Annotated in this window: 18 protein-coding genes, 1 pseudogene and 1 riboswitch; of the genes and pseudogenes, 10 read left to right on the top strand and 9 right to left on the bottom strand. The window is 69.8% G+C overall.

The features are described from left to right. Positions 1-29: 29 nt before the first annotated feature. From BXA10_RS23475 to BXA10_RS23445, 7 genes are all read right to left on the bottom strand, one after another. On the bottom strand, positions 30-1,841 hold the full coding sequence (locus BXA10_RS23475) for an acyl-CoA dehydrogenase (RefSeq protein WP_076472984.1): 1,812 nt from the start codon (positions 1,839-1,841) through the stop codon (positions 30-32). 227 nt (positions 1,842-2,068) lie between these two features. Next, a complete protein-coding gene (locus BXA10_RS23470) occupies positions 2,069-2,821 on the bottom strand; it encodes a dienelactone hydrolase family protein (RefSeq protein ID WP_076472983.1) in 753 nt (250 codons plus the stop codon). 181 nt (positions 2,822-3,002) lie between these two features. Next, positions 3,003-3,632: a TetR/AcrR family transcriptional regulator gene (locus BXA10_RS23465; protein WP_076472982.1), complete on the bottom strand. Its 630-nt coding sequence runs from the start codon at positions 3,630-3,632 to the stop codon at positions 3,003-3,005. A 244-nt stretch (positions 3,633-3,876) separates the two neighbouring features. Further along, positions 3,877-5,667, bottom strand: coding sequence for a ricin-type beta-trefoil lectin domain protein (locus BXA10_RS31910; RefSeq protein ID WP_217696834.1), 1,791 nt, complete (start codon positions 5,665-5,667; stop codon positions 3,877-3,879). Between the two features lie 165 nt (positions 5,668-5,832). Further along, entirely contained in the window at positions 5,833-6,672 is an 840-nt protein-coding gene (locus BXA10_RS23455) for a bifunctional 5,10-methylenetetrahydrofolate dehydrogenase/5,10-methenyltetrahydrofolate cyclohydrolase (protein ID WP_076472980.1), read from the bottom strand. Positions 6,673-6,695: 23 nt separating this feature from the next. Next, positions 6,696-6,775, bottom strand: a riboswitch (ZMP/ZTP riboswitch). Between the two features lie 106 nt (positions 6,776-6,881). Next, on the bottom strand, positions 6,882-7,883 hold the full coding sequence (locus BXA10_RS23450; RefSeq protein ID WP_076473022.1) for a hypothetical protein: 1,002 nt from the start codon (positions 7,881-7,883) through the stop codon (positions 6,882-6,884). Between the two features lie 207 nt (positions 7,884-8,090). Next, on the bottom strand, positions 8,091-8,624 hold the full coding sequence (locus BXA10_RS23445) for an orotate phosphoribosyltransferase (RefSeq protein WP_076472979.1): 534 nt from the start codon (positions 8,622-8,624) through the stop codon (positions 8,091-8,093). 147 nt (positions 8,625-8,771) lie between these two features. Here BXA10_RS23445 and BXA10_RS23440 point away from each other — a divergent pair, with 147 nt between their 5' ends. From BXA10_RS23440 to BXA10_RS23415, 7 genes and pseudogenes are all read left to right on the top strand, one after another. Next, positions 8,772-9,113: a VOC family protein gene (locus tag BXA10_RS23440; RefSeq protein ID WP_076472978.1), complete on the top strand. Its 342-nt coding sequence runs from the start codon at positions 8,772-8,774 to the stop codon at positions 9,111-9,113. A 104-nt stretch (positions 9,114-9,217) separates the two neighbouring features. Further along, on the top strand, positions 9,218-9,631 hold the full coding sequence (locus BXA10_RS23435) for a GNAT family N-acetyltransferase (RefSeq protein WP_076473021.1): 414 nt from the start codon (positions 9,218-9,220) through the stop codon (positions 9,629-9,631). Between the two features lie 278 nt (positions 9,632-9,909). Continuing rightward, positions 9,910-10,491 carry a DUF3592 domain-containing protein gene (locus BXA10_RS23430; RefSeq protein ID WP_076472977.1) on the top strand — a complete coding sequence of 194 codons (582 nt, stop codon included), beginning with the start codon at positions 9,910-9,912 and terminating at the stop codon, positions 10,489-10,491. Between the two features lie 203 nt (positions 10,492-10,694). Next, positions 10,695-11,996 (top strand): glycosyltransferase, encoded by a 1,302-nt coding sequence (locus BXA10_RS23425; RefSeq protein WP_076472976.1) that lies wholly within the window; start codon positions 10,695-10,697, stop codon positions 11,994-11,996. 74 nt (positions 11,997-12,070) lie between these two features. Continuing rightward, entirely contained in the window at positions 12,071-12,688 is a 618-nt protein-coding gene (locus BXA10_RS23420; RefSeq protein ID WP_245828399.1) for a DUF6518 family protein, read from the top strand. A gap of 79 nt (positions 12,689-12,767) precedes the next feature. Next, positions 12,768-12,947, top strand: a pseudogene (locus BXA10_RS32250) (SMI1/KNR4 family protein); the annotation flags it as partial. A 25-nt stretch (positions 12,948-12,972) separates the two neighbouring features. Further along, positions 12,973-13,440, top strand: coding sequence for a hypothetical protein (locus tag BXA10_RS23415; protein WP_245828410.1), 468 nt, complete (start codon positions 12,973-12,975; stop codon positions 13,438-13,440). Positions 13,441-13,490: 50 nt separating this feature from the next. On the opposite strand, the gene BXA10_RS23410 is transcribed toward BXA10_RS23415, so the two are convergent. Next, on the bottom strand, positions 13,491-14,147 hold the full coding sequence (locus BXA10_RS23410) for an HAD family hydrolase (protein WP_076472974.1): 657 nt from the start codon (positions 14,145-14,147) through the stop codon (positions 13,491-13,493). Positions 14,148-14,848: 701 nt separating this feature from the next. Here BXA10_RS23410 and BXA10_RS23405 point away from each other — a divergent pair. Next, on the top strand, positions 14,849-17,395 hold the full coding sequence (locus BXA10_RS23405; protein ID WP_084753177.1) for a S8 family serine peptidase: 2,547 nt from the start codon (positions 14,849-14,851) through the stop codon (positions 17,393-17,395). 711 nt (positions 17,396-18,106) lie between these two features. Here the strand turns inward: BXA10_RS23405 and BXA10_RS23400 are convergent. Further along, the gene (locus BXA10_RS23400) at positions 18,107-18,559 is read right to left on the bottom strand and encodes a winged helix-turn-helix transcriptional regulator (protein WP_076472972.1); all 453 of its coding nucleotides are present in this window, start codon (positions 18,557-18,559) and stop codon (positions 18,107-18,109) included. 109 nt (positions 18,560-18,668) lie between these two features. On the opposite strand from BXA10_RS23400, the gene BXA10_RS23395 reads away from it, so the two are divergent. After that, positions 18,669-19,205 (top strand): dihydrofolate reductase family protein, encoded by a 537-nt coding sequence (locus tag BXA10_RS23395; RefSeq protein WP_217696833.1) that lies wholly within the window; start codon positions 18,669-18,671, stop codon positions 19,203-19,205. A gap of 11 nt (positions 19,206-19,216) precedes the next feature. Then, a complete protein-coding gene (locus BXA10_RS23390) occupies positions 19,217-19,597 on the top strand; it encodes a TIGR03618 family F420-dependent PPOX class oxidoreductase (RefSeq protein ID WP_076472970.1) in 381 nt (126 codons plus the stop codon). Positions 19,598-19,600: the final 3 nt, after the last annotated feature.

Here is a 19,600-nt window from a genome sequence, read left to right as displayed (position 1 = left end):
GGCCCACCCGCCTCGGGCGGCGGCACCTGTCAGAACCAGGTGTCGCGCATCTCCAGGGTGGTCCGGTCCAGGCTGGCCAGCAGGTCGAACTGCGGACCGGTGCGGGGCAGTTCGTACCGGAAGAACCAACGGGCGGCGTGCCGCTTGCCGGCGTACAGGTCGGCGTCCGGCGCGGCGGCGCCGGCCGCCTCGACGACGAGCAGCTGCTCCAGCCACATCCAGGCGATCACCACGTGACCTGCCGCCTCCAGGTAGACGGTGGCGTTGGCGAGCGCGAGCTGTGGGTCACCGTCGCTCCAGAGCCGGCGGGTGACATCGGTGAGCCGCCGCACCGCCGCGGCGAGCTGCTCGGCCAGCTCGGTGGTCTCGCCACCGATCTTCCGGGCCCGCTCGACGGACATGCCGATCGTCTCGGCCAGCGCGGCCAGGCCCGCCCCGTCGCGTAGCGTGACCTTGCGGCCCAGCAGGTCCAGCGCCTGGATGCCGTGGGTGCCCTCGTGGATCGGGTTGAGCCGGTTGTCGCGCCAGTGCTGCTCGACGTCGTGGTCGCGGGTGTAACCGGCGCCGCCGTGCACCTGGATGGCCAGGTCGTTGGCGGCGAGACACCACTGCGACGGCCAGCTCTTCACGATCGGGGTGAGCGTGTCGAGCAGCAGGTGGGCGCGGGCCCGGTCGGCCGGCTCCGGGGCGCTCTTCTCCTCGTCGAGCAGCCGCCCGCTGTAGAGCACCAGCGCCAGCGCGCCCTCCACGTAGCTCTTCTGCGCGAGCAGCATCCGTTTCACGTCCGGGTGGGCGACGATGGGCACCTGTGGTGCCGTCGGGTCCTTGTCGGCCAGCGGCCGGCCCTGCGGCCGCTGCCGGGCGTACTCCAGGGACTTCAGGTAGCCGGTGTAGCCGAGCGCGGTGGCGCCGGCACCCACCCCGATCCGGGCCTCGTTCATCATGTGGAACATCTGCGCCAGCCCTTGGTGCGGCTCGCCGACCAGGTAGCCGACGGCACCGGCTCGGCCGGCCGGGTGGTGTGCGCCGTCGCCGAAGCTGAGCAGGGTGTTGGTCGTGCCCCGGTAGCCCATCTTGTGGTTCAGGCCGACCAGCGCGACGTCGTTGCGTTCGCCGGGCTCGCCGTCCGGGCCGAGGAGCAGCTTCGGCACGATGAACAGAGATATCCCCTTCACCCCGGGCGGGCCGTCGGGACGTCGGGCAAGTACCAGGTGGACGATGTTCTCGCCCAGCTCGTGCTCCCCTCCGGAGATCCACATCTTGGTGCCGTACAGCCGGTGGGTGCCGTCGGCCTGCGGCTCGGCCCGGGTGGTGATGTCCGCCAGCGAACTGCCGGCGTGCGGCTCGGAGAGGCACATGGTGCCGAAGAACCGTCCCTCGATCATCGGGCGCGCCCAGGTGTCGATCTGCTCCGGGCTGCCGTGGGCGAGCAGCAGATTGGTGTTGCCGAGGGTGAGCATCGGGTACGCCGAGGTGGCCACGTTCGCGGCCTGGAACCAGGCGAAGCAGGCGGCGGCCACGGTGTGCGGCAGCTGCATGCCGCCGACGGACTCGTCCAGCGTGGACGCCAGCAGGCCGGTCTCCGCGAACACGTCCAGCGCTGCCTTGATCTCGGGGATCAGGCGGACCTGCCGGCCGTCGAACGTGGGCTCGTCGAGGTCGGCCGCCCGGTTGTGCGGGGCGAAGTGTTCGGTGGCCACCCGCTCGGCCAGTTCGAGGACGGCGTCGAAGGTTTCCCGGGAGTGCTCGGCGTAGCGGGGGCGGACGGTCAGCCGGATCACGTCCAGCCAGTCGTACAGCAGGAACCGCAGATCGCGCCGGGAGAGCAGGGTGGACGGCACGGGTCTCCTCTCACGGGCCGCCTGCGGGACGTTCGGCGGGCCGGATGGTCGTCGCGCAGCACGACGGATCGTCCCCGTCATCCTGTCCGATCGGGAGGCCGAGCGCATCACCCGCCGACGGCCGAGGGTGCCCCTCGTGCCTCTGGGCCGGGTGTTCGGCTCAGCGGTTCAGCGTCCTGAGCACTGTGCCGGGCCCGACCGGTCGGGCCCGGCACACGTTTCGTGGTTCAGCGGCCGAACGTGCGGTCGAGCAGGTCGAACATGGCGGCCCAGTGCCGCTTCTCGGCGGCCTCGTCGTAGGCGGCGGTGTCGGACATGGTGAACCCGTGGGTCGCTCCCTCGTACACCTCGGAGCGGTACCGCACGCCCGCGGCGTCGAGGGTCCGCTCCAGGGTGGCGATCTGCTCGGCGGTCATCGAGTGGTCCTGGTCGGCGTGCGCGAAGTAGAGCTCGCCGGTGACCGAGCCGACCCCGAGGTGCGGGCTGTCGGCGGCGTCGGTGACCACCCGGCCCGCGTGGAAGCTACCCAGCGCGGCGATCCGATCCGGGTACGCCTCGATGGCCCGCAGCGCGTTCATCCCGCCCATGCAGTAGCCCACGATGGCGACCGGCCCGGCCGCGACGTCGTCGCGTGCGGCCAGGAAGTCCAGGTACGTCCCGGTGTCGCGGGTGACGGCCTCCGGGGTCAGCGCGGCCATGTACGGACCGATCTTCTCGAAGATCTTGCCCCGCTGCTCCGCGTCGCCAAGCATCGAGAGGTCGAACAGCGGCGACCGGCCGGCCCGGTAGAAGAGGTTCGGCATCAGCACCACGTACCCGCGGGCGGCGATGGTCTCGGCCATCTCGACCATCCGGGGCCGGAGCCCGAACGCGTCCATGAAGACCAGCACGGCCGGGAAGGGACCCTCCCCGTCCGGGCGTACGAGGTAGGCGTCCGCCACCCCTTCGCTGGTCTTGACGTCGACCGTCGTCGTCTGCACCGCAGCCTCCTCAAACGTAACCGTGGTTCCGCCGCAGAACGCTACCGGCCGAATCGTTGCCCTCCGCAACGACCCGGGGAGTTCACCCGGCCCGGCTCACCGTCGGGCCGCCGCCGCGCCGACCTTGGATTCCTTGTCCCCGGAGCGGGCACCCGCCTGGATCACCCGGTCACCCGGCGACTCACTTCGCGTCCCCGGCCGCGCGGAGGGCACCGTGCAGGAAGAGCTCCACCAGCTCCCGGTTGGACAGCTCCTGGGCGCCGCCGCCCGGGAACCGGCCCCGTCCGCCCACGAGCGCGAGGAACACCTCGGTCAACTGCTCGACCGGCAGGCGCAGCGCCTCCCGCTCCGGCTCCAGCAGGGCGGCGACGGCGTCCCGGGTCTCCGCCTGGCTCGCGTCCCGCCCGGCCGACCGCTCGCGCGGCGCCTCGCCTCGCCGCCGAGACCGGCCGTGGCCGGAGGCGTGCAGGGCGCCCAGCACCGTGCCCATCCGTCCGAGATGGGCCTCCAGCGCATCGGCGGCCTCGACCAGCCGATCGGCCAACGGCTGGTCCAGCGGGATCGAGCGGAGTTCACCCAGCACCGTGGCCGGGTCGAGCGCTGCGGCGACCACGGCGTCGAGCAGCTCCTCCTTGTCGGCGAAGACCCGGAAGATCGTGGCCTCGCCGATGCCGGCCATGCGGGCCACCTGGGCCGTGGTGACGCTCGCCCCGTGCTCCGCGACGAGCGGCAGGGCCGCCCGTACTACGGCTTCTCGTCGTTGTTCCGGACTCATTCCCGGCGCGCGTCGCCGGACAGGCGTGTTCGTCATACTCGGACCATACGGAGTGAGTATTCACTCCGTCAACGGGTTCAGGCCGCTCCGCCCTGCGGCGACTCGATCCACGCACTCGAAGTGAGGGACGGTGTGACGTACTGTGGCACGAGCGCGTCCGGCCGCTCGCACCGCGGCCGGACGCGCGCATTTCCAGACGCCAGGTCAGCCGAAGACGGTTCGCCGAAGCGAAGGGGGCGCAGTCGAACGACTGTGCCCCCTTCGCGTGCCGCGACCCGACTCAGCGGTGCCACTTCTGGTTGGAGGTGCCCCCGCAGTCCCACAACTGCAACCGCGTGCCGCTGCTGGTCTGCATGTCCTTGGCGTCGACGCACTTGTCGGCACGCTTGTTCACCAGGTCGTGCGCGTTGTTCAACGTGAACTTCTGCGACGAACTGCCGGTGCAACTGCTCAGCAGGATCTTCGCGCCGTTCGCCGTCGACCCGCCCGCCACCGTCATGCACCGGCCGAACGCCCGGACCGTCCCGTCGCTGTAGAACGTCCACTGCTGGTTCGGGCCGCCGTTGCAGGTCCAGATCTGCAACTGCGGGTTGCTCGTGTACGCGCCGTCGGTCACGTCGATGCACCGGCCGCTGCCGTACCCGATGATTGGGCCGGCCCCGCCCACCGGCTGCGGCCCCGGGTCCGTCGGCGCGGTACTGGTGTGCGGCTTCGGCGTCGTCGGTGGCGGCGCGGCGGTCTTCGTGCCGCCGGGCTGCGCCGGTCCCCCGGTGGCCGTGCCGCCCGTGGCCTGACCACCCGGCGCCGGCCGGGTCGGCGCGGTGCCACCCGGCCCGACGGGCGAACGCGACGGAGCACCCGCCGACTTGGTCGGGCGCGGACCCGGCAGCCGCGAGTCGCCCTGGTAGCTGGTGGTGTACGCCTCGGTCAACGCGATGAACCTGCGCACCGCCGGCGAGTCCGGCACGCCGCCGGCCCGCTGCACCGCCTCGGGTCCCCACTGGAACGCGGCGAGCGCCTTCTGGTACGCGTCGCCCTGTCCCACCTGACCCATCTCCCGGACCAGCCGGCACATCACCGCACCGAGCGCCCCGATCGCCTGGTGCGGATCCCACGGCGAGGCGGCGGCCGCGTTCGGGGCGTACCGCGCCCACACCTCGGGGTTGAACTGTGCGATGCCCTGCGCGCCGTTCGAGCCGAACAGGTTCGGGTTGAACGCCGACGCCGCCATCAGCTGGGCGGCGACCCGTGTCGACGGCACCGCCGGACAGGCCTTCCCGGCGGCGAGGATCGCCGGCAGGTAGGCGTCCGGCACCGGCGTCGCCGGCGTACCCGTGCTCGGCTCTACCCCACCGACCGGCCCCGGAGACCGGGTCGGGTTGCTCTGGGTGAACTCCGGCTGGCGCGCGTACCAGGTGGCGTAGCCCGCCACCACGCCGACGTACCGCTCGGCCTCGTCCGGCACGCCACCGGCGTCACGGACCGCGGACAGCCCGGAGCGGTACGCCGCCAACGCCAACTGCCACCGGTCACCGTTCGCGTCGGTCGCCCGTACCCGCCCGGCGAGGTCACACATGTAGTGCGCGAGCGCGACGATGTTCGCCTCCGGGTCCTCCCGCCGCGCGTCCGCCCCCGGTTTCCACTCGTCCCACACCGCGTCGGTCAGACCTGCGACACCCGTACCGCCGCCCTCGGTGCGGGCCGCCGGATCGAACCCGGACGCGGCCATCACCTGCCCGGCGAGACGAGCCGGGGTCAGCGTCGGGCAGGCCAGCGCAGCGGCGGAGATGGTCTGCACCTGGCTGGCCGGCACCGGCTGGCCGGTACGCATGTCGTCGGCGGTGGCGGCCCCGAATCCGGACACGGCCGCGACTCCGGCCGCGGCGGCCAGCGCGAACACCGCGCCCGCCGCGACACCCCTCCGCACCGGAGTGTCCAGCCGCGCCCACCCGCCGCGCAGCACCCGCCCCGCCGGGGACGGCGGCGTCAAGCCTCGTCGAGCACGACGGGACACGTCGGTGAGCACGCTGCGCAGCTTCGACGAGCCACCGGCGCCGGGCGTGGATCGCATTTCTGTTGTTCCTCCCTGCGTACCGTCTCCGCATGCATGACGGTGCGCCGGTCCGGCTGGTTCACCCGCCGCCCGATCTGTTTCCGCCGCCAGCCGCAGTCGGCGGCGGGACCGGCCCGCCGCCGACTCCGGGCCCCGGTACGACCGGCTCCCACCGGCCAGGGGTCAGCCGTGCAGCTCGGCAGCGTCCACGGTCTGCGACAGCAACGCGGCGATGGTCATCGGCCCCACCCCGCCCGGCACGGGGGTGATCAGGCTCGCCCGGTCGGCGGCGCCGGCGAACTCGACGTCGCCCACGTTGCCCGGGTTGTAACCGGCGTCCACCACCACCGCCCCCGGCTTGATCCACTCGCCGCGCACCAGCTCCGGCACACCCGCCGCGGCCACCACCACGTCCGCCTCCGCCACGTGGGAAGCCAGGTCGACGGTGCGGGAGTGGCAGTACGTCACAGTCGCGTCCCGCGCCAGCAGCAGCATCCCCACCGGCTTGCCGAGGATCGCGCTGCGCCCCACGACGACCGCCCGGCGCCCACGCAGCGGCACGTCGTACGCGTCGAGCAGACGCATGATGCCGGCTGGCGTGGCGGACACGAATCCGCGCTCCCCGAACGCCATCGCCGCGAACGACGCCCCGGTCACCCCGTCGACGTCCTTGTCCGCTGGGATCGCGTCGAACGCGGCCCGCTCGTCGATGTGCGCCGGCACCGGGTGCTGCAACAGGATGCCGTCCACGGCGGGATCGGCGGAGAGCTCCCGCAGCACCCCCACCAGCTCCTCCGTGCCGACAGAAGCCGGCAGGTCCACTCGACGCGACTCGATGCCCACCGCCGCGCAACGGTTCACCTTCATCCGCACGTACGTGTGCGAGGCGGGGTCGTCTCCGACGAGAACCGTGGCCAGGCACGGCCGGCGTCCCTGCGTACGCTCGAACGCCGCGGCCCGCTCCGCGGTCTCGTCGAGCAGCTTCCGGGACAGGGTCTGCCCGTCCATCAACGTCGCGGTCATGTGCGGCTCCTCACCCTCGTGGTGAGGAGCACCCAGGCGGACGATGCTCCAGCTGACAGCGCTCCCCGGTGGTTGACCACCCTCGCCAGTCGCGCAGGTCCAGGCTACCAACGGGCGCCCGGACCGCCCAGCCGACAGCACGCCGCCCGCCGGGCCGCCGAACCGCGTCCTCGTCGAACGGCACCAGGTCGGCACCGCGACTTGAGGGCTCACACCCCCACCCGCACTTCGGCGCGCTGCTCCTCGCCGATGAGCGAGGTGGACCGCCGACGCGCGGCGGCGACCACCGCGGCGGCCGCCACGACGGTGAACACCGCCACCCCCACGAACGCGACCAGTGTCGGCCGATCGAAGCGAGTCACCGGCAGGCCCCGCTTCGCCTGCCAGGTGAGCACCACGAACACACCGCTGTAGCCGAGGGCGGCGACACCGACCAGCCGGGCCCGTACCCGTTCGTCGCGGAGCCAACCGTGACGGGCCGCGAATGCGCCCAGGATCGCGGTGATGAACAGCAGCACCTGGATGGCGTGCAGGCCGACGAAGTGCGGTACGCGAAGGTCGCCGCCGGTCGTGCTCCAGTGGGTGAGGAACATTCCGTTGCCGTCGGGGTCGCCGATGCCGTGGCCGCCGTTCATGGACACCGGGTCGCCGTTGGCGTCGGTCACCGTGCGGGGACCCGCGGAGTTGCTGAGCCACAGCGCGACCACCATGCCGGCGATGGCGAGCCCGAGCCCCGCGCGCAGGGCTCGGGACATGGCACGGTCGCCGGTGCGTTGGATCAGGACCAGCACCGCGATGATCATGGTGATCAGCAGGAGCGGCGCGACGCCGATGTTGAACACCGTCCGCACGGTTTCAGCGACCGGCTCGTCGTTGTTGTTGAAGTGGCTGACGGTGCCGTGCGCGGCGGCGTAGGCGACGGCGCCGACGTCCAGCAGGCCGGCGACCGCGAAGACGGTACCGAGCCACCAGCCGAGACGTCTGCCCCTGCTCAGCCTGCTGAGCAGCCACGCGAGCGTCAGGCCGTACACCCCCATCGCGAAGCCGAACTTCATCGGCTTCACCCAGATCGATTCGCCCATCAGCAGCCGATCGTCGACGAACAGACCGACGGCGGAGACCAGGGTCAGGGTGAACATGAGCGCCGCGTTCGCCACCAGCGGGCGGTGCCAGCTGCGCAGGGCGTTGAGGCATGTCGCGAGGACGGTCATCAGGTGCTCCATACGAGGATCAGCCGGCCGTGGCATCTGGACGGACCGGCTTCGGACGATGCTGATCTATCCACCAGCCTCGCCGTCCGCGCCCCACACAGCCATCCGATGCGCCCCCGCACGCACCTACCGGTCAACCCCCACTGGAGCCGGGGGTTAGCCCCCGGGTCCGGGCGGCCCCAGAGTCGGAGTTTTCCGATCTCGCTGCTAGCGGCCCTGCTCGGTCGGAGTCAGGTCGGCGCGGGTGAGCAGCGCACGCAGTGCGATGCCCTCGGCGGCCAACGCCTCGGCTCCGCCCTCCTGGCGGTCGATCACGCAGACGGCGGCGTCGACGCGCGCGCCGAGCTGCCGCAGCTCCTTCGTCGAGAGCACCACCTGCCCGCCGGAGGTCACCACGTCCTCGACCACCAGCACCTGCCGCCCGGCGACCTCCGCGCCCTCGGCCAGCCGCGCGGTGCCGTACGGCTTCGCCGCCTTGCGGACGAACGCGCACGGCAGCCCGGTGTGCCGGCCGAGCGCCGTGACGACGGCGATCCCGCCCATCTCCAGCCCGGCGAGCACCTCGGTGCCGGCGGGCACCAGGGCGGCCATCTGCTCGGCCAGGGCGTCCAGCAGCACGGGGTCGGCCTCGAACTGGTACTTGTCGAAGTACTCCGTGGCCACCCGCCCGGAACGCAGCACGAATTCGCCGGTGAGCCGGGCCCTGGTGTTGACCTGACGAGCGAGATCATCGAGATTCATGGCAGCGATCTTGGCACGGCAGGCGCGGACCGCGGCGGGCAGGCGACAGGTCCTCGACGCGTACTCGAAGCATAGAAAACGGGCACCGCGCCGGTGCCCGCCCGCGTCCTCCCCCACCCGGATCCCGCGTCCGGTTAACCTGGCCGCATGGCCGTCGACCTGTTCGCGGGGATCCCCGTCAGCGATTACGGCGCGGCGTTGACCTGGTACGAAAGGCTGCTCGGCACTCCGCCGGCGTTCCTCCCGAACGACACCGAAGCCGTCTGGGAACTCGCCGAACACCGGTTCGTCTACATCGAACGGCTACCCGAGCACGCCGGGCACGCCATGCACACCATCTTCGTCGACGACCTCGACACCCGGGTGGCCGCGGCGGCCGAGCGGGGACTGGAGCCGGCCAGACAGGAGACGTACGAGAACGGCGTACGGAAGATCACGTACGTCGATCCCGACGGCAACGAGATCGGATTCGGCGGAAGCCCCCGCTGACCGGACGCCGCACCGACCTGCGTGGCCGCGCCACAAGTTGCCCGCGCACCCTCGAAAGACCGCACGCTACGCTCACCGCCGTCAGCCCGGGAAGGACGAGCGTGGTGATCGGTGTACGGCAGTTTCGCTGGCCGGACTACGACGCGGTGGCCGAGCTGTGGAATTCCGCGGGCCGCGACGTCCTGTCCCGGCACGAGCTGGAGACGAAGCTACTGCGTAACCCACAGCTCTTCCTCGTGGCCGAGGCCGACGACACGGTCGTGGGCGTGGTGCTGGGCACCTACGACGGTCGGCGAGGATGGATCCTCCGGCTGGCGGTCGATCCGACGCACCGCCGGCACGGCATCGCCACCCGCCTGATCGGTGAACTCGAGCAGCGGTTCACGGCGCTGGGCTGCCCGAGAGTGAACCTGCTGGTCCTGCCGGAGGACGACGGGGCGCTGCGGTTCTGGCAGGCCCTCGGCTACCTGCCGTTTCCCGACATCCTCTGCTCCAAGCCGATGGACACCCCGCGGTAGGGCTGCTTCCGGCGACACGTGGCCGGCTGTGATCCGGAGCATCGTGTCTACCGCTTCCCGGAACCGAAGCATCATCCGCCACCCCCGATCTGTAGGGCGTCAGCCGACGGTTCCGTGAAAAGCGGAACCCCGGCCCCTCCTGCCTGCCGAGTGGACAGCCGACCACACCGGCACGAGATCCAGGTCACTTGAGCGTCGGCCGGCCGAACCGGTGCCGTCCTCGTCACGTGGGTGCGGTGACAACGCTGGACCTGATTGGCGACCGGAGGACGGCTGACATGCCCAACCAGATCATGAGGAGCCTGGCCGGAATTCTGACCGGCAGGGGCGCACGCGCCGCCGCAGGCGCGACGCTGATCGCCGACGGGCTGGTCGGCATCGACGTTCCCGGCGGGCGCAAGCGGACCGGCATCTTCGGCTCCCTTGTGGTGCTCGCCGTCGGCCTGCTGTTCGTCGGGATCGGCTGGTGGTGGCACGGTCAGCATCAGCCTTACCCCGGTGGGACGTCGGCGACCGCCACCGTCACCGGGGTCACGAGTTCCCGCGACACCGACGGCCGGATGCTGTACTCGCGGGTTCTCACGTTCACCACCTCGGACAACCGGCCGGTGGAGTTCACCGAGCCGGAACAGAGCAGCAAGCGCCCGAGGGTCGGTTCCACCGCCACCGTCTCCTATCTCCCGCAGGACCCGGAGTCGGCGCGCATCATCCCGGAGACGGACTGGCTTCCGTACGGGATCATCGCCATGGGCGCGCTGGCGGCGATCATCGGAGCGGTGATCTTCGTCGTACGCCTGGTCACCCTCGTCGCGGGCATCTACCTGCTGGCCGGCGCAGCCCGGCGTAAGGTCGGTCAGTAGGTGACGCATCGGGTGCGTCCCAGCTCCGCCGCAACGCACCCGACAGGTACGCCGTCCGCGCCGTCCGGTTCGGCACCCCGCCCGGTACGGCCGGTGTCGTCGACGTAGCGCAGATCACGTGAACGCGCGCGCCGCATCTTCCGTGCTGGAAGTGCTGGTCGGGCCGCGCCGCGCCCGGCAGCTTCGAGACGAGAGAGGTCCGGATGGCGAAGGTAGTAGTGGGGGCGACCCCTTTCCAGGGGCACGTGAGCCCGGTCCTCACGGTCGCGGCGGAGCTGGTCAGGCGTGGCCATGAGGTGGTCGTGTACACCGGGTCCCGCTTCGAGCGGCACGCGCTCGCGATCGGCGCGCGGTTCCAGGCACTGCCGCCAGAGGCCGACCTCGACGACCGGGAGTTCGACAAGCTCTACCCGGTGCGGGCCACCCTCCCGCCCGGCCCGGCCCAGTTGGCGTTCGACTTCGAGAACGTCTTCGTCGGCCACCTGCCCGCGCAGGTGCGGGGCCTGCGGGCGCTGCTGGCCGAGTTCCCCGCCGATGTGATCATCGGCGAGCTCGGGTTCCTGTCGATTCCGGTGCTCTACCTCTCCACGCCGCCGGAGCAACGCCCGACGCTCGTGACGCTGGGCACCATCCCCGTACTGCTCCCGCGCGAGGACACCGCGGCGGTCGACGCCGGTACCGAACCGACGTCGGACGAGCAGGCGGACAGCGGCGACGCGGCGCCCAACGCCCAGGTGCCCGACATCTTCGTCCAGCTGCAGAAGTTCACCGAGGCGACGTTCGAGTCGTTGGGCGCGACCCTGCCCGACCCGCTCTTCCAGGCGCCCCTGCAGCGCACGGACCACTACCTGCAGCTGACCGTGCCCGGCTTCGAGTTCCCCCGCAACAACCTTCCGGCGAACTTCCGGTTCGTGGGCATGCTGCCCCCGACTGCCGGCCGCGACTACGTCGAGCCGGCGTGGTGGCCCGAGCTGTCGGCCGGCCGTCCGGTGGTGGTCGTCACCCAGGGCACGGTCGCCAACGTCGACCTGAACGAACTGGTCATCCCCACGCTGCGTGCCCTCGCCGACCTCGACGTCCTCGTGGTGGCCGCCACCGCACGCGAGGACGGGCCGGACCTGGTGCGCCAGGCGCTGCCCGAGGTACCGGACAACGTCCGGCTGGCCGGTTTCGTACCGTTCGACCGGCTGCTGCCCCACGCCGACGTGCTGGTGACCAACGGCGGTTACGGCGGCGTGCAGACCGCCCTGTACCACGAGGTGCCGCTGGTGGTCGCCGGCGCCAGCGAGGACAAGCCGGAGGTGGCCGACCGGGTCGAGTGGACCGGCACCGGCGTCAACCTGCGTACCGGCAACCCGGAGGTGGCGGACCTGCGTACCGCGGTGCAGGCGGTCCTCGGCGATCCGGCCTACCGCTCCCGGGTCCAGGTTCTCGCGAAGGAGATCGGCCAGTACCAGCCGTTCGACGCGATCGCCGAGATCGTCGACGGGGCCGCCCGCCGCTGAGCGGCCGGTGGGAAGGCGGGAGCCGCCGCGGCTGCCGAGATCCCCGCGAGGCCATACTGAGTATGCTTCCCGCCGTGCAACCTGATCAGCGAACGACAGGACTCGCCGCCGTGGCGGGAGGCATCCTGCTCGGTGTCCTCGACTTCCTGTGGATCAAGTCGGTGCCGTATCCCTTCGCCGAACTCGGCAACTCCACCGCCACCTGGGCGGTCGCCGCCTTCGCCTTCGGCTACTGGGTCCGATCCGGCCGGGTACGCCCGGCCCTGGGCGCCGCCGTCCTGCTCGTCGTGGCCGTACCCAGCTACTACCTGGCGGCGGCGCTCATCCAGGGCGACGCGCTGGCCGTGCTGTGGCAACAGTCGTCGCTGTTCTGGATACTCTTCGGCGTCCTCGCCGGGGTGGTCTTCGGCATCGGCGGCACCTGGGCCCGCAGGACGGGCTGGCGACAGATCATCGGGAGCGCGCTGCCGGCCGCGGTGTTCTTCGAGGAAGCGGCGCGGTTCGTCCGCCACGCCAACGACCCCAACTATCCCCCGGGCGCCGGGTGGAACGTCGCCATCGACGTGGCGCTCGCCGTCCTGATCGTCGCGCTCATCGGACGGACGTTCCGGCAGCGAGCGCTCGCACTGGTTGCCGCCCTGCCGCTGGCGGCGATCATCTTCCTCGGGTTCGCACTGGTCGGCGGTTACTGACCGCCACGCTTCGCCAGCGGTACGCCCGAAACGGCAGGCGGCCTCAGCAGAAGTCGAGCGGGCTTGTATCGTCCCGCCCGTGACGCGCTGCGACTGGTCAGATGTACGCGAACGGCTTGCGCGGCTGGCCGCTGCGCCCGACGCCGTCGACGATTCAGGCCACGGCTGGGAGCTTGAGCTTGAGCCGCCATTGAGCGCCGAGGATCTGGCCGAGGCAGAGGCCCAGCTCCAAATCACCCTACCCAGCGAGTACCGGTCCTTCCTGCTGGAAGCGGGGCGAGGGGGTGCAGGACCCGCCTACGGACTCTTCCCCATCCGGAAGCGTCGACGGGCGCTGGCAGTGGGAGGGCGACGGCGCCGATCTGACCGAGCGGGACACCCTCAAACTGGCTTTTCCACACGTCGAGGCGTTCAACCCCGCCGACGGTCTACCGGATCCGCCGGACGAGGAGGACTACGACTCGGAGGAGGAATTCAACGCGGCTGAGGACGCGTACTGGGAACACCACCACTCCGTCGTCTACAAGCCCGAACACTCGGTTGGCCTGCTGTACCTGTGCCATCTCGGCTGCGCGCTGCGAGAGGCCCTCGTTGTCAGCGGCCCGGCGCGGGGCCAGATGTGGGCGGACGACACCGCCGACGATGGTGGTTTCCGGCCGCTGCACGACGACGACGGGACACCACTCGGCTTCGCCCGCTGGTACCGGCGCTGGCTGGAGGCGGCCGAGGTGTCACACGGCATCCACGCGTAGGACCAGCGCCACCCTGACCGGAGCCCCGGTCACCACCGCAGCTCACCGAGCTAGCCGCTCGCCGCGTTGTGTTTCGCTACCAGGCTCGGGAGTTCGTCGAGCGAATCGATGCGGAACAGGCACTGCTCGGACACGGCCGGAATGTCGAGGAGGTAACCCCACGGAGAACGCCTGATCAGGCACGCCTTCAAACCGGCCGCGACGGCCGGGCGTGCGTCGTTGTCGGCCCGATCGCCGACGTACAGGATCGAGGAGGCGTCGCCACCACCTTCGCGAACCACGTGCTCGAAGAAGACCGGTGACGGCTTCGCCACACCCCAACCGGCCGACGTGCCGATCACGTCCACGGGCAGGTCGAGAGCGCGGAGAATCGCCTCAGCGTGCGCCGGCTGATTGCCGGCCAGGCCCACGAACAGGCCCTGATCCCGCAGAGCGGCGAGGCACGATCGCGCGTCGGGGTACAGATCCTCTTCCCCGAAAGACTCCGGTCTGCCCGCGGCTGCCCGGCGTTCGAGTTCGACCGCGAGATCGAAATCGGGCCGGAACACCCGGAACGGCTCCTGCCAGTCCGAACCCCGCGCGATCGCCGCACCGAAGACCGCCGAAAACGTATGCCGTGGAACGCCGAGCCAGTCCGCCCAGGCCTCGAACTCGCGCGACTCGTCGAGAATCGTCCCGCCGATGTCGAAGAAGACCGCGTCGATCACCGGCGTTCCCCCGTCCCGGTCGCGTTGTCAGCGGATCATAGAGGATCTTCGAGGTCAGGTGGGGCGAGACGTCCGCGCCGAAGCCCGGCCCCTCCCGCCCCTCCGGCCCCACCGGGCCCTCCACCGTCCCCGCCCGGCCGTCGCCATCCAACAGCCGCAGGTGTACGCGGCGAGAGGGTCATCCGACGCTGTCTAGTGCCTGCCCCGCGTGCGTCCCGGACGGCTCAATTGACCTCAAACGGCCCTCGGAGCATGGCGGGCAGGGTAGCGAAGGTCGGCCCACCCGGCGAGCCCCGACCGACGACTGCAACGTCCCACTCCCACCTGGATGACTCCCCAACGAGCCCGCGGCCACCACATGATCCCAGCTCAACATCGGCCGAGTTCCAACCAGGACCGTCACGCGTCCGGCCCTGCGAGGAGCCCACGGCCCGGCCCATGATGGTTGCGATCATCGATGTAGACGGTCGCTCACGCCGCTTCTGGTGGACCGATGTCGCCCCCTTGACGAGGCACATCCCTCGCAGTCTAATTGGTGATCATGTAGGGGAGGCCACGCGTGGGACAGTTCCAGCTCGCCGTTCTGACGTGGCGGTTTTTCCTTATTTTGTCTCGACCAGCGTGTGTGGACCGTGGGGCTCGGACGCAACAGGCCGCACCCGTTCGTTAGAGATATCGCCCAATTTGGGAAGGAACCGGAAATGAGCATGAGGTCCACAAGTCGGCGACAGTTCCTGCAGCGGTTGGGAGGCACCCTTGTCGCCGGGGCAGGCATCGCGCTTTTCCCGGCCGGGTTCGCCTCCGCATCACCCAGAACAGGTTCGACATCGACGCCTGGCCATACGGGTGGCGGGCTGGCGTACCGGGAGGGCTGCCCGCAGTGCACGTACCCGGGAGACCCCGGCTTTGTCGCGAAGAGCCCAGAGGAACTAGCTGCGGCCAAAGCCAGCTGGGAAACGCCGGAATATGGGTATTACACCGGCCACAATCCTTCCAATCCTGGCGTAGCCATCGATTCCCCATGGCAGCTCGTCGCGGTAAACGCGTCCACCGCTTACGCCCTGGGGTATTTCGGGCAGGGCGTCGCGCTGGGCATGATGGATTCGGGCTACCGGACTACCCACGAAGCATTTCAGACCGGGCTCATCGTTCCGGTGAGAGCGGAGGGTGTCTACGGCACGTCCGGCTTCGGGTATCGCAACGCACCAACCCCGGCGAACCCGTTCACTGCGGGCGAGCCCTTCACTGTGGCCGGCGATCAGGCGAGAACAAGTGACTACTCGCACGGGACCGGAATGCTTGGGGTCACCTCCGGCATCCGCGATGGCAAAGAGCAGCACGGCATCGTCTTCGGGGCGACGATGTATGTCGCCAAGACCGGCGGTTCCGATACCCAGTCCCACGGTCCCTTCCACGACTACGTGTACTGGCATACAGCCAACAAGGCCCTGGTCGACGCAGGCGCCCAGGTAATCAACAGCAGTTGGGGCTCTTACGTCCAGACCATCGACAGAACTCGCTTCGACGGCCTGGGGAACGACCTTGGCGCCAACGGCAATCTCGCCAACGCCTACCAAGTGCGTGGCAAGGACAGCGCCAGCCCCACGGCGATGGCGACCATCCTCCCCAACGAGTACCTGAAGGATCTGGAGTACCAGTACTTCCTCTTCAAGAAGAGCTATTCGGAAGGCGGCATCCAATACAATCCGAACTTCCCCGGGCTCTCCTTCATGGACGCCATCTGGGACGCCATCAAGGACAGCGGCACCGTCAACGTGAGGTCGGCCGGTAACAACGACTGGAGCAACCCGTTCTACCGCCCGGCGTATCCCTTCTTCAACCCCTTGGCGGAAAGGCAGTGGGTATCCGTCGGCGGGGTGCAACCGCCCACGGCAGCCAATCCCGAATACACCAAGCAGTTCGGGTACAACGAGGCGGGGCTCGCGAAATGGTGGTCCGTGTCCACCCCTTCAAACAGCGTTCGGACCACGAGCAGCGGTGGCGACACCAACTATTCGAACTCGAGCGGCACGTCACCGGCTACGCCCGTCGCGACAGCGGTGATGGGGGTTCTGCTCTCCCGCTATCCGAACATGGACGCCAAGCAGGTGCGTGAGCTGATGTTCACCACGGCGAACAACAAGATGTCCGACGGCGTGAGATTCCTCGGCACCGGGCAAACCTCCCCCTCTGGGGCATCCATCGCCTGGACCGCTCCCGACGGCCTTCCGGACGACCGATGGGGCTGGGGGATTCCGGATCTGGCCAAGGGCATGTACGGCCCCGGCCAGTTCCTGCGCCCCATGACCTACAACATGGATAAGGCGCCCTTGGACGTCTGGTCGAACGACATCAGCCAGATCGCGATCAAGGAAAGGGAGCGGGAGGATCTGGAGTGGCTGGCGGGCTACAAGGAGCAAGGCATCGCCTACGCCGGTGAATTCAGCCCCAACGTACTGAGCCCGGACGGCACGCTCAGCGAACAGGCCTTCATGCTTCAGGGCATTTTGGCTGACCCTTACATCCAAGCGATCACCAACGGCCATCCCGAGTTGTACGACAAGATCACCCATGGGGACGCGGTCAAGTGGCGCAAGGAATGGATGGACAAGCGCGCGGCCTACATCCAGAACAACATCGACAACAACCTCTACACGGCATCTCTGACCAAGCAGGGCTCCGGGACGCTGGTCATGACGGGCGACAACACCTACAAGGGCGGCACGACGGTTGAAGGCGGTAAGCTTTCGATCACCGGCTCGCACGCAAGCTCGATCGACGTCAAGGGCGGCACGCTCGGCGGCACCGGTTTCGTGGCAGGCAGCATCGACGTCCACAGCGGCGTGCTGCAGCCCGGTCTGTCGTCCGATGAAGCGACGTCCGCGGCGTCCTTCACCCTCACCGACGTCGCGCCCGGCAACGTCCTGAAGGTCGGCGGTGCCGTGACCGTCAGCCGAACTGGTCGTCTCGCCATCACCATCTCCGGCGACCACGACTACACGAGCGTGCGGGCCGCGGGTGACCTGGTGCTGTCCGGCGAACTCGCCCTGGACGTTCGCGGGCCCCTCACTCCGGGCACGGTACTGACGATCATGAGCGGTGACTCGATCAAGGGTAACTTCCACTCCCTGCCGGAACGGCGGGTCCTGAACGCGGGCCGCCACATGTTCAGGGTGTCCTACCAGGACGGCAACGTGACGCTGACCGTCGTGCGGACGCTGCCCGGGGCAGGCTCCGGCCGCGCGTAGGGCATGCGTCAACGTCTTCGGTCGAGCCGCGGCGGAGTCCAGGCGGCGGTCCGGCAACGCGGGGATTCGACACCGGTGTCGTATCCGGACGGATCCCCGACACCGCCGGTCGTCGTCTGGGCGCGCCGCAGGCCGGCCAGGGGCTTCGACACAACCCCTAGCCGCACGTGGCGTGGCCGGCCGGGCTCAGGGTCGCCTGAGCCTGGCCGGCCTCGCCTTCGCCCAGGTTCAGCCGCCTGACCGCCAACGTCGACAAACCTGCCGAACCAATCGGGAGCCCGGTCGTAGGCCTGCGCCGCGGCGCGGCAGTACGGCGACGACCTGCGCTACGGGCGGCTGCGGGCTCGCTGGGGATGGCTGCCCCGAAAAGTCGGCGAGCTGGCGACAGCGGAAACCGACCGGCCGGTTCGCGGTCGATGGTGGAGAATCTGGACCTGGATCGCACCGCCGAGCGCACCGGCGGGACAGATTGCCACCAGGGCAGCCACACGTCGCTGGCGAAGCTCGCGTCGGTGACAGCCTTGGTTGTTCCCACGTCGAGGACGACCCGTGGCCCACGTTCCATGTTCAGGTTGAGGCGGTAGACCACCGTCCCCCGACGACATTCCAACAACTACAGGGATGGCTCTGCGACGGCCGACCGCTTCACCGGCTGGTTCAGCCTTCCCCCACGGCCGCGCCCCTGATGCCGCCGCGATACGGCGGCGCTCGTCATCGAGCCGAACCCGGCCCCGGCAGGAGGTCGACGCCGTCAGCATGCATCGGCTCGCCGCAGTGACTGCAGCGCGGGTCGACTGCCGCGACCTGACCGCACGCGTGGTGGCGGTATAGGACGGGTGGGCCCGCCTCACCGGCGAGCCAGCGGTCACCCCACCGCACCATGACCATGAGGATCTCCACCAGATCGATCCCCTTGTCGGTGAGGTGGTACTCGAAGCGCGGGCGGGCGTCGTACGGCCGGCGCTCGAGCACACCTTGCTCAACCAGGTGGTTGAGTCGCTCAGTAAGCACCTTGCGGGAGATGCCGAGGTCGGCCTGGATCTGGTCGAAACGGCTCAGGCCCACCCAGACGTCGCGCAGGATCAACGGCGACCAGGGCTCGCCGATCACGTCCAGCGTGCGGGCGATGGAGCACGCCATCTCACCGAACTGTGTGCGCTGCATGGGACCAAACCTAGCACCTGGGGTTCCCTTACGGAACTTCGCCTGTTACGGTCCCAGAGTCCCTTAAGGAAACTCCGAGAGGAAACACCTGAGCCAGGTCTTCGCAGCCTTGGCCGTCTCGGTCGACGGCTACTTCACGGGCAGCGACCCCCGACCCGGCGACGGTCTGGGTGACGGCGGGATGTTGTTCGACTGGTACGGCGACGCCCGCCACGCCGTCGTCTACGAGCAGCTCATCGACCGCGTCGGCGCGGTGGTCACCGGGCGTAAGACGTACGACGACTCTGAGAGCTTCGGCGGGGGCAGCCCGCACCCGACTGCCCCGATGGTCGTGGTCAGTCACCGTCCGCAGCCTGCCGAGCACGCCGGCTCCCCACGTCAGATCTTCGCCGACTCGATCGAGGGTGCGATCACGCGGGCCCAGGCCTTGGCGGGCGACAAAGACGTGGCGATCCAGGGTGGCGTCACCCTGACCGCAGCGATCGAAGCCGGCCTGGTCGACGAGGTGATCCTGCACCAGGTGCCGGTCCTCCTCGGCGCCGGTCGTCCGTTGTTCGGGCGTCTCCCTGAACACATCCGGCTCACCCTCGTCGACGCCGTCCCCGGCCCCGGCGTCACCCACCTCCACTACCAGATCCAGAAGTGAGGAGCACGACCATGCTCAGCAACGACGTACGCGCTGTCCTGGACGGCACCCCGATCGCGCATCTGGCGACCACTCTGCCCGATGGTTCACCGCACTCGATTCCGCTGTGGATCGGCACCGTCGGCGACCGGGTCGCGTTCCTGACCGGACCGAACTCCCGCAAGGCGCGCAACCTGCGCCGCGACCCCAGGGTCGCGATCTCGCTCACTCCACCCGACGATCCGTTCCTGCCCGTCATGCTCCGCGGACGCGTCGTTGAGTGGCTCGACGGAGAGGAGGGGTGGAAGGTGGTCGACGAGATCGCGACTAAATACACCGGCGCCCCCTACGGCCGTGACCAGGAACGGGTCGTGGGCCTGATCGAGGTCGACCACCAGAAGATCGGGATGTGACGG

Origin of the sequence: Micromonospora avicenniae (assembly GCF_900156065.1) — a bacterium.
Classification (GTDB): Bacteria; Actinomycetota; Actinomycetes; order Mycobacteriales; family Micromonosporaceae; genus Micromonospora; species Micromonospora avicenniae.
Note: the sequence above shows the minus strand (reverse complement) of the source record. Positions and strands in the feature narration are given on the sequence as shown.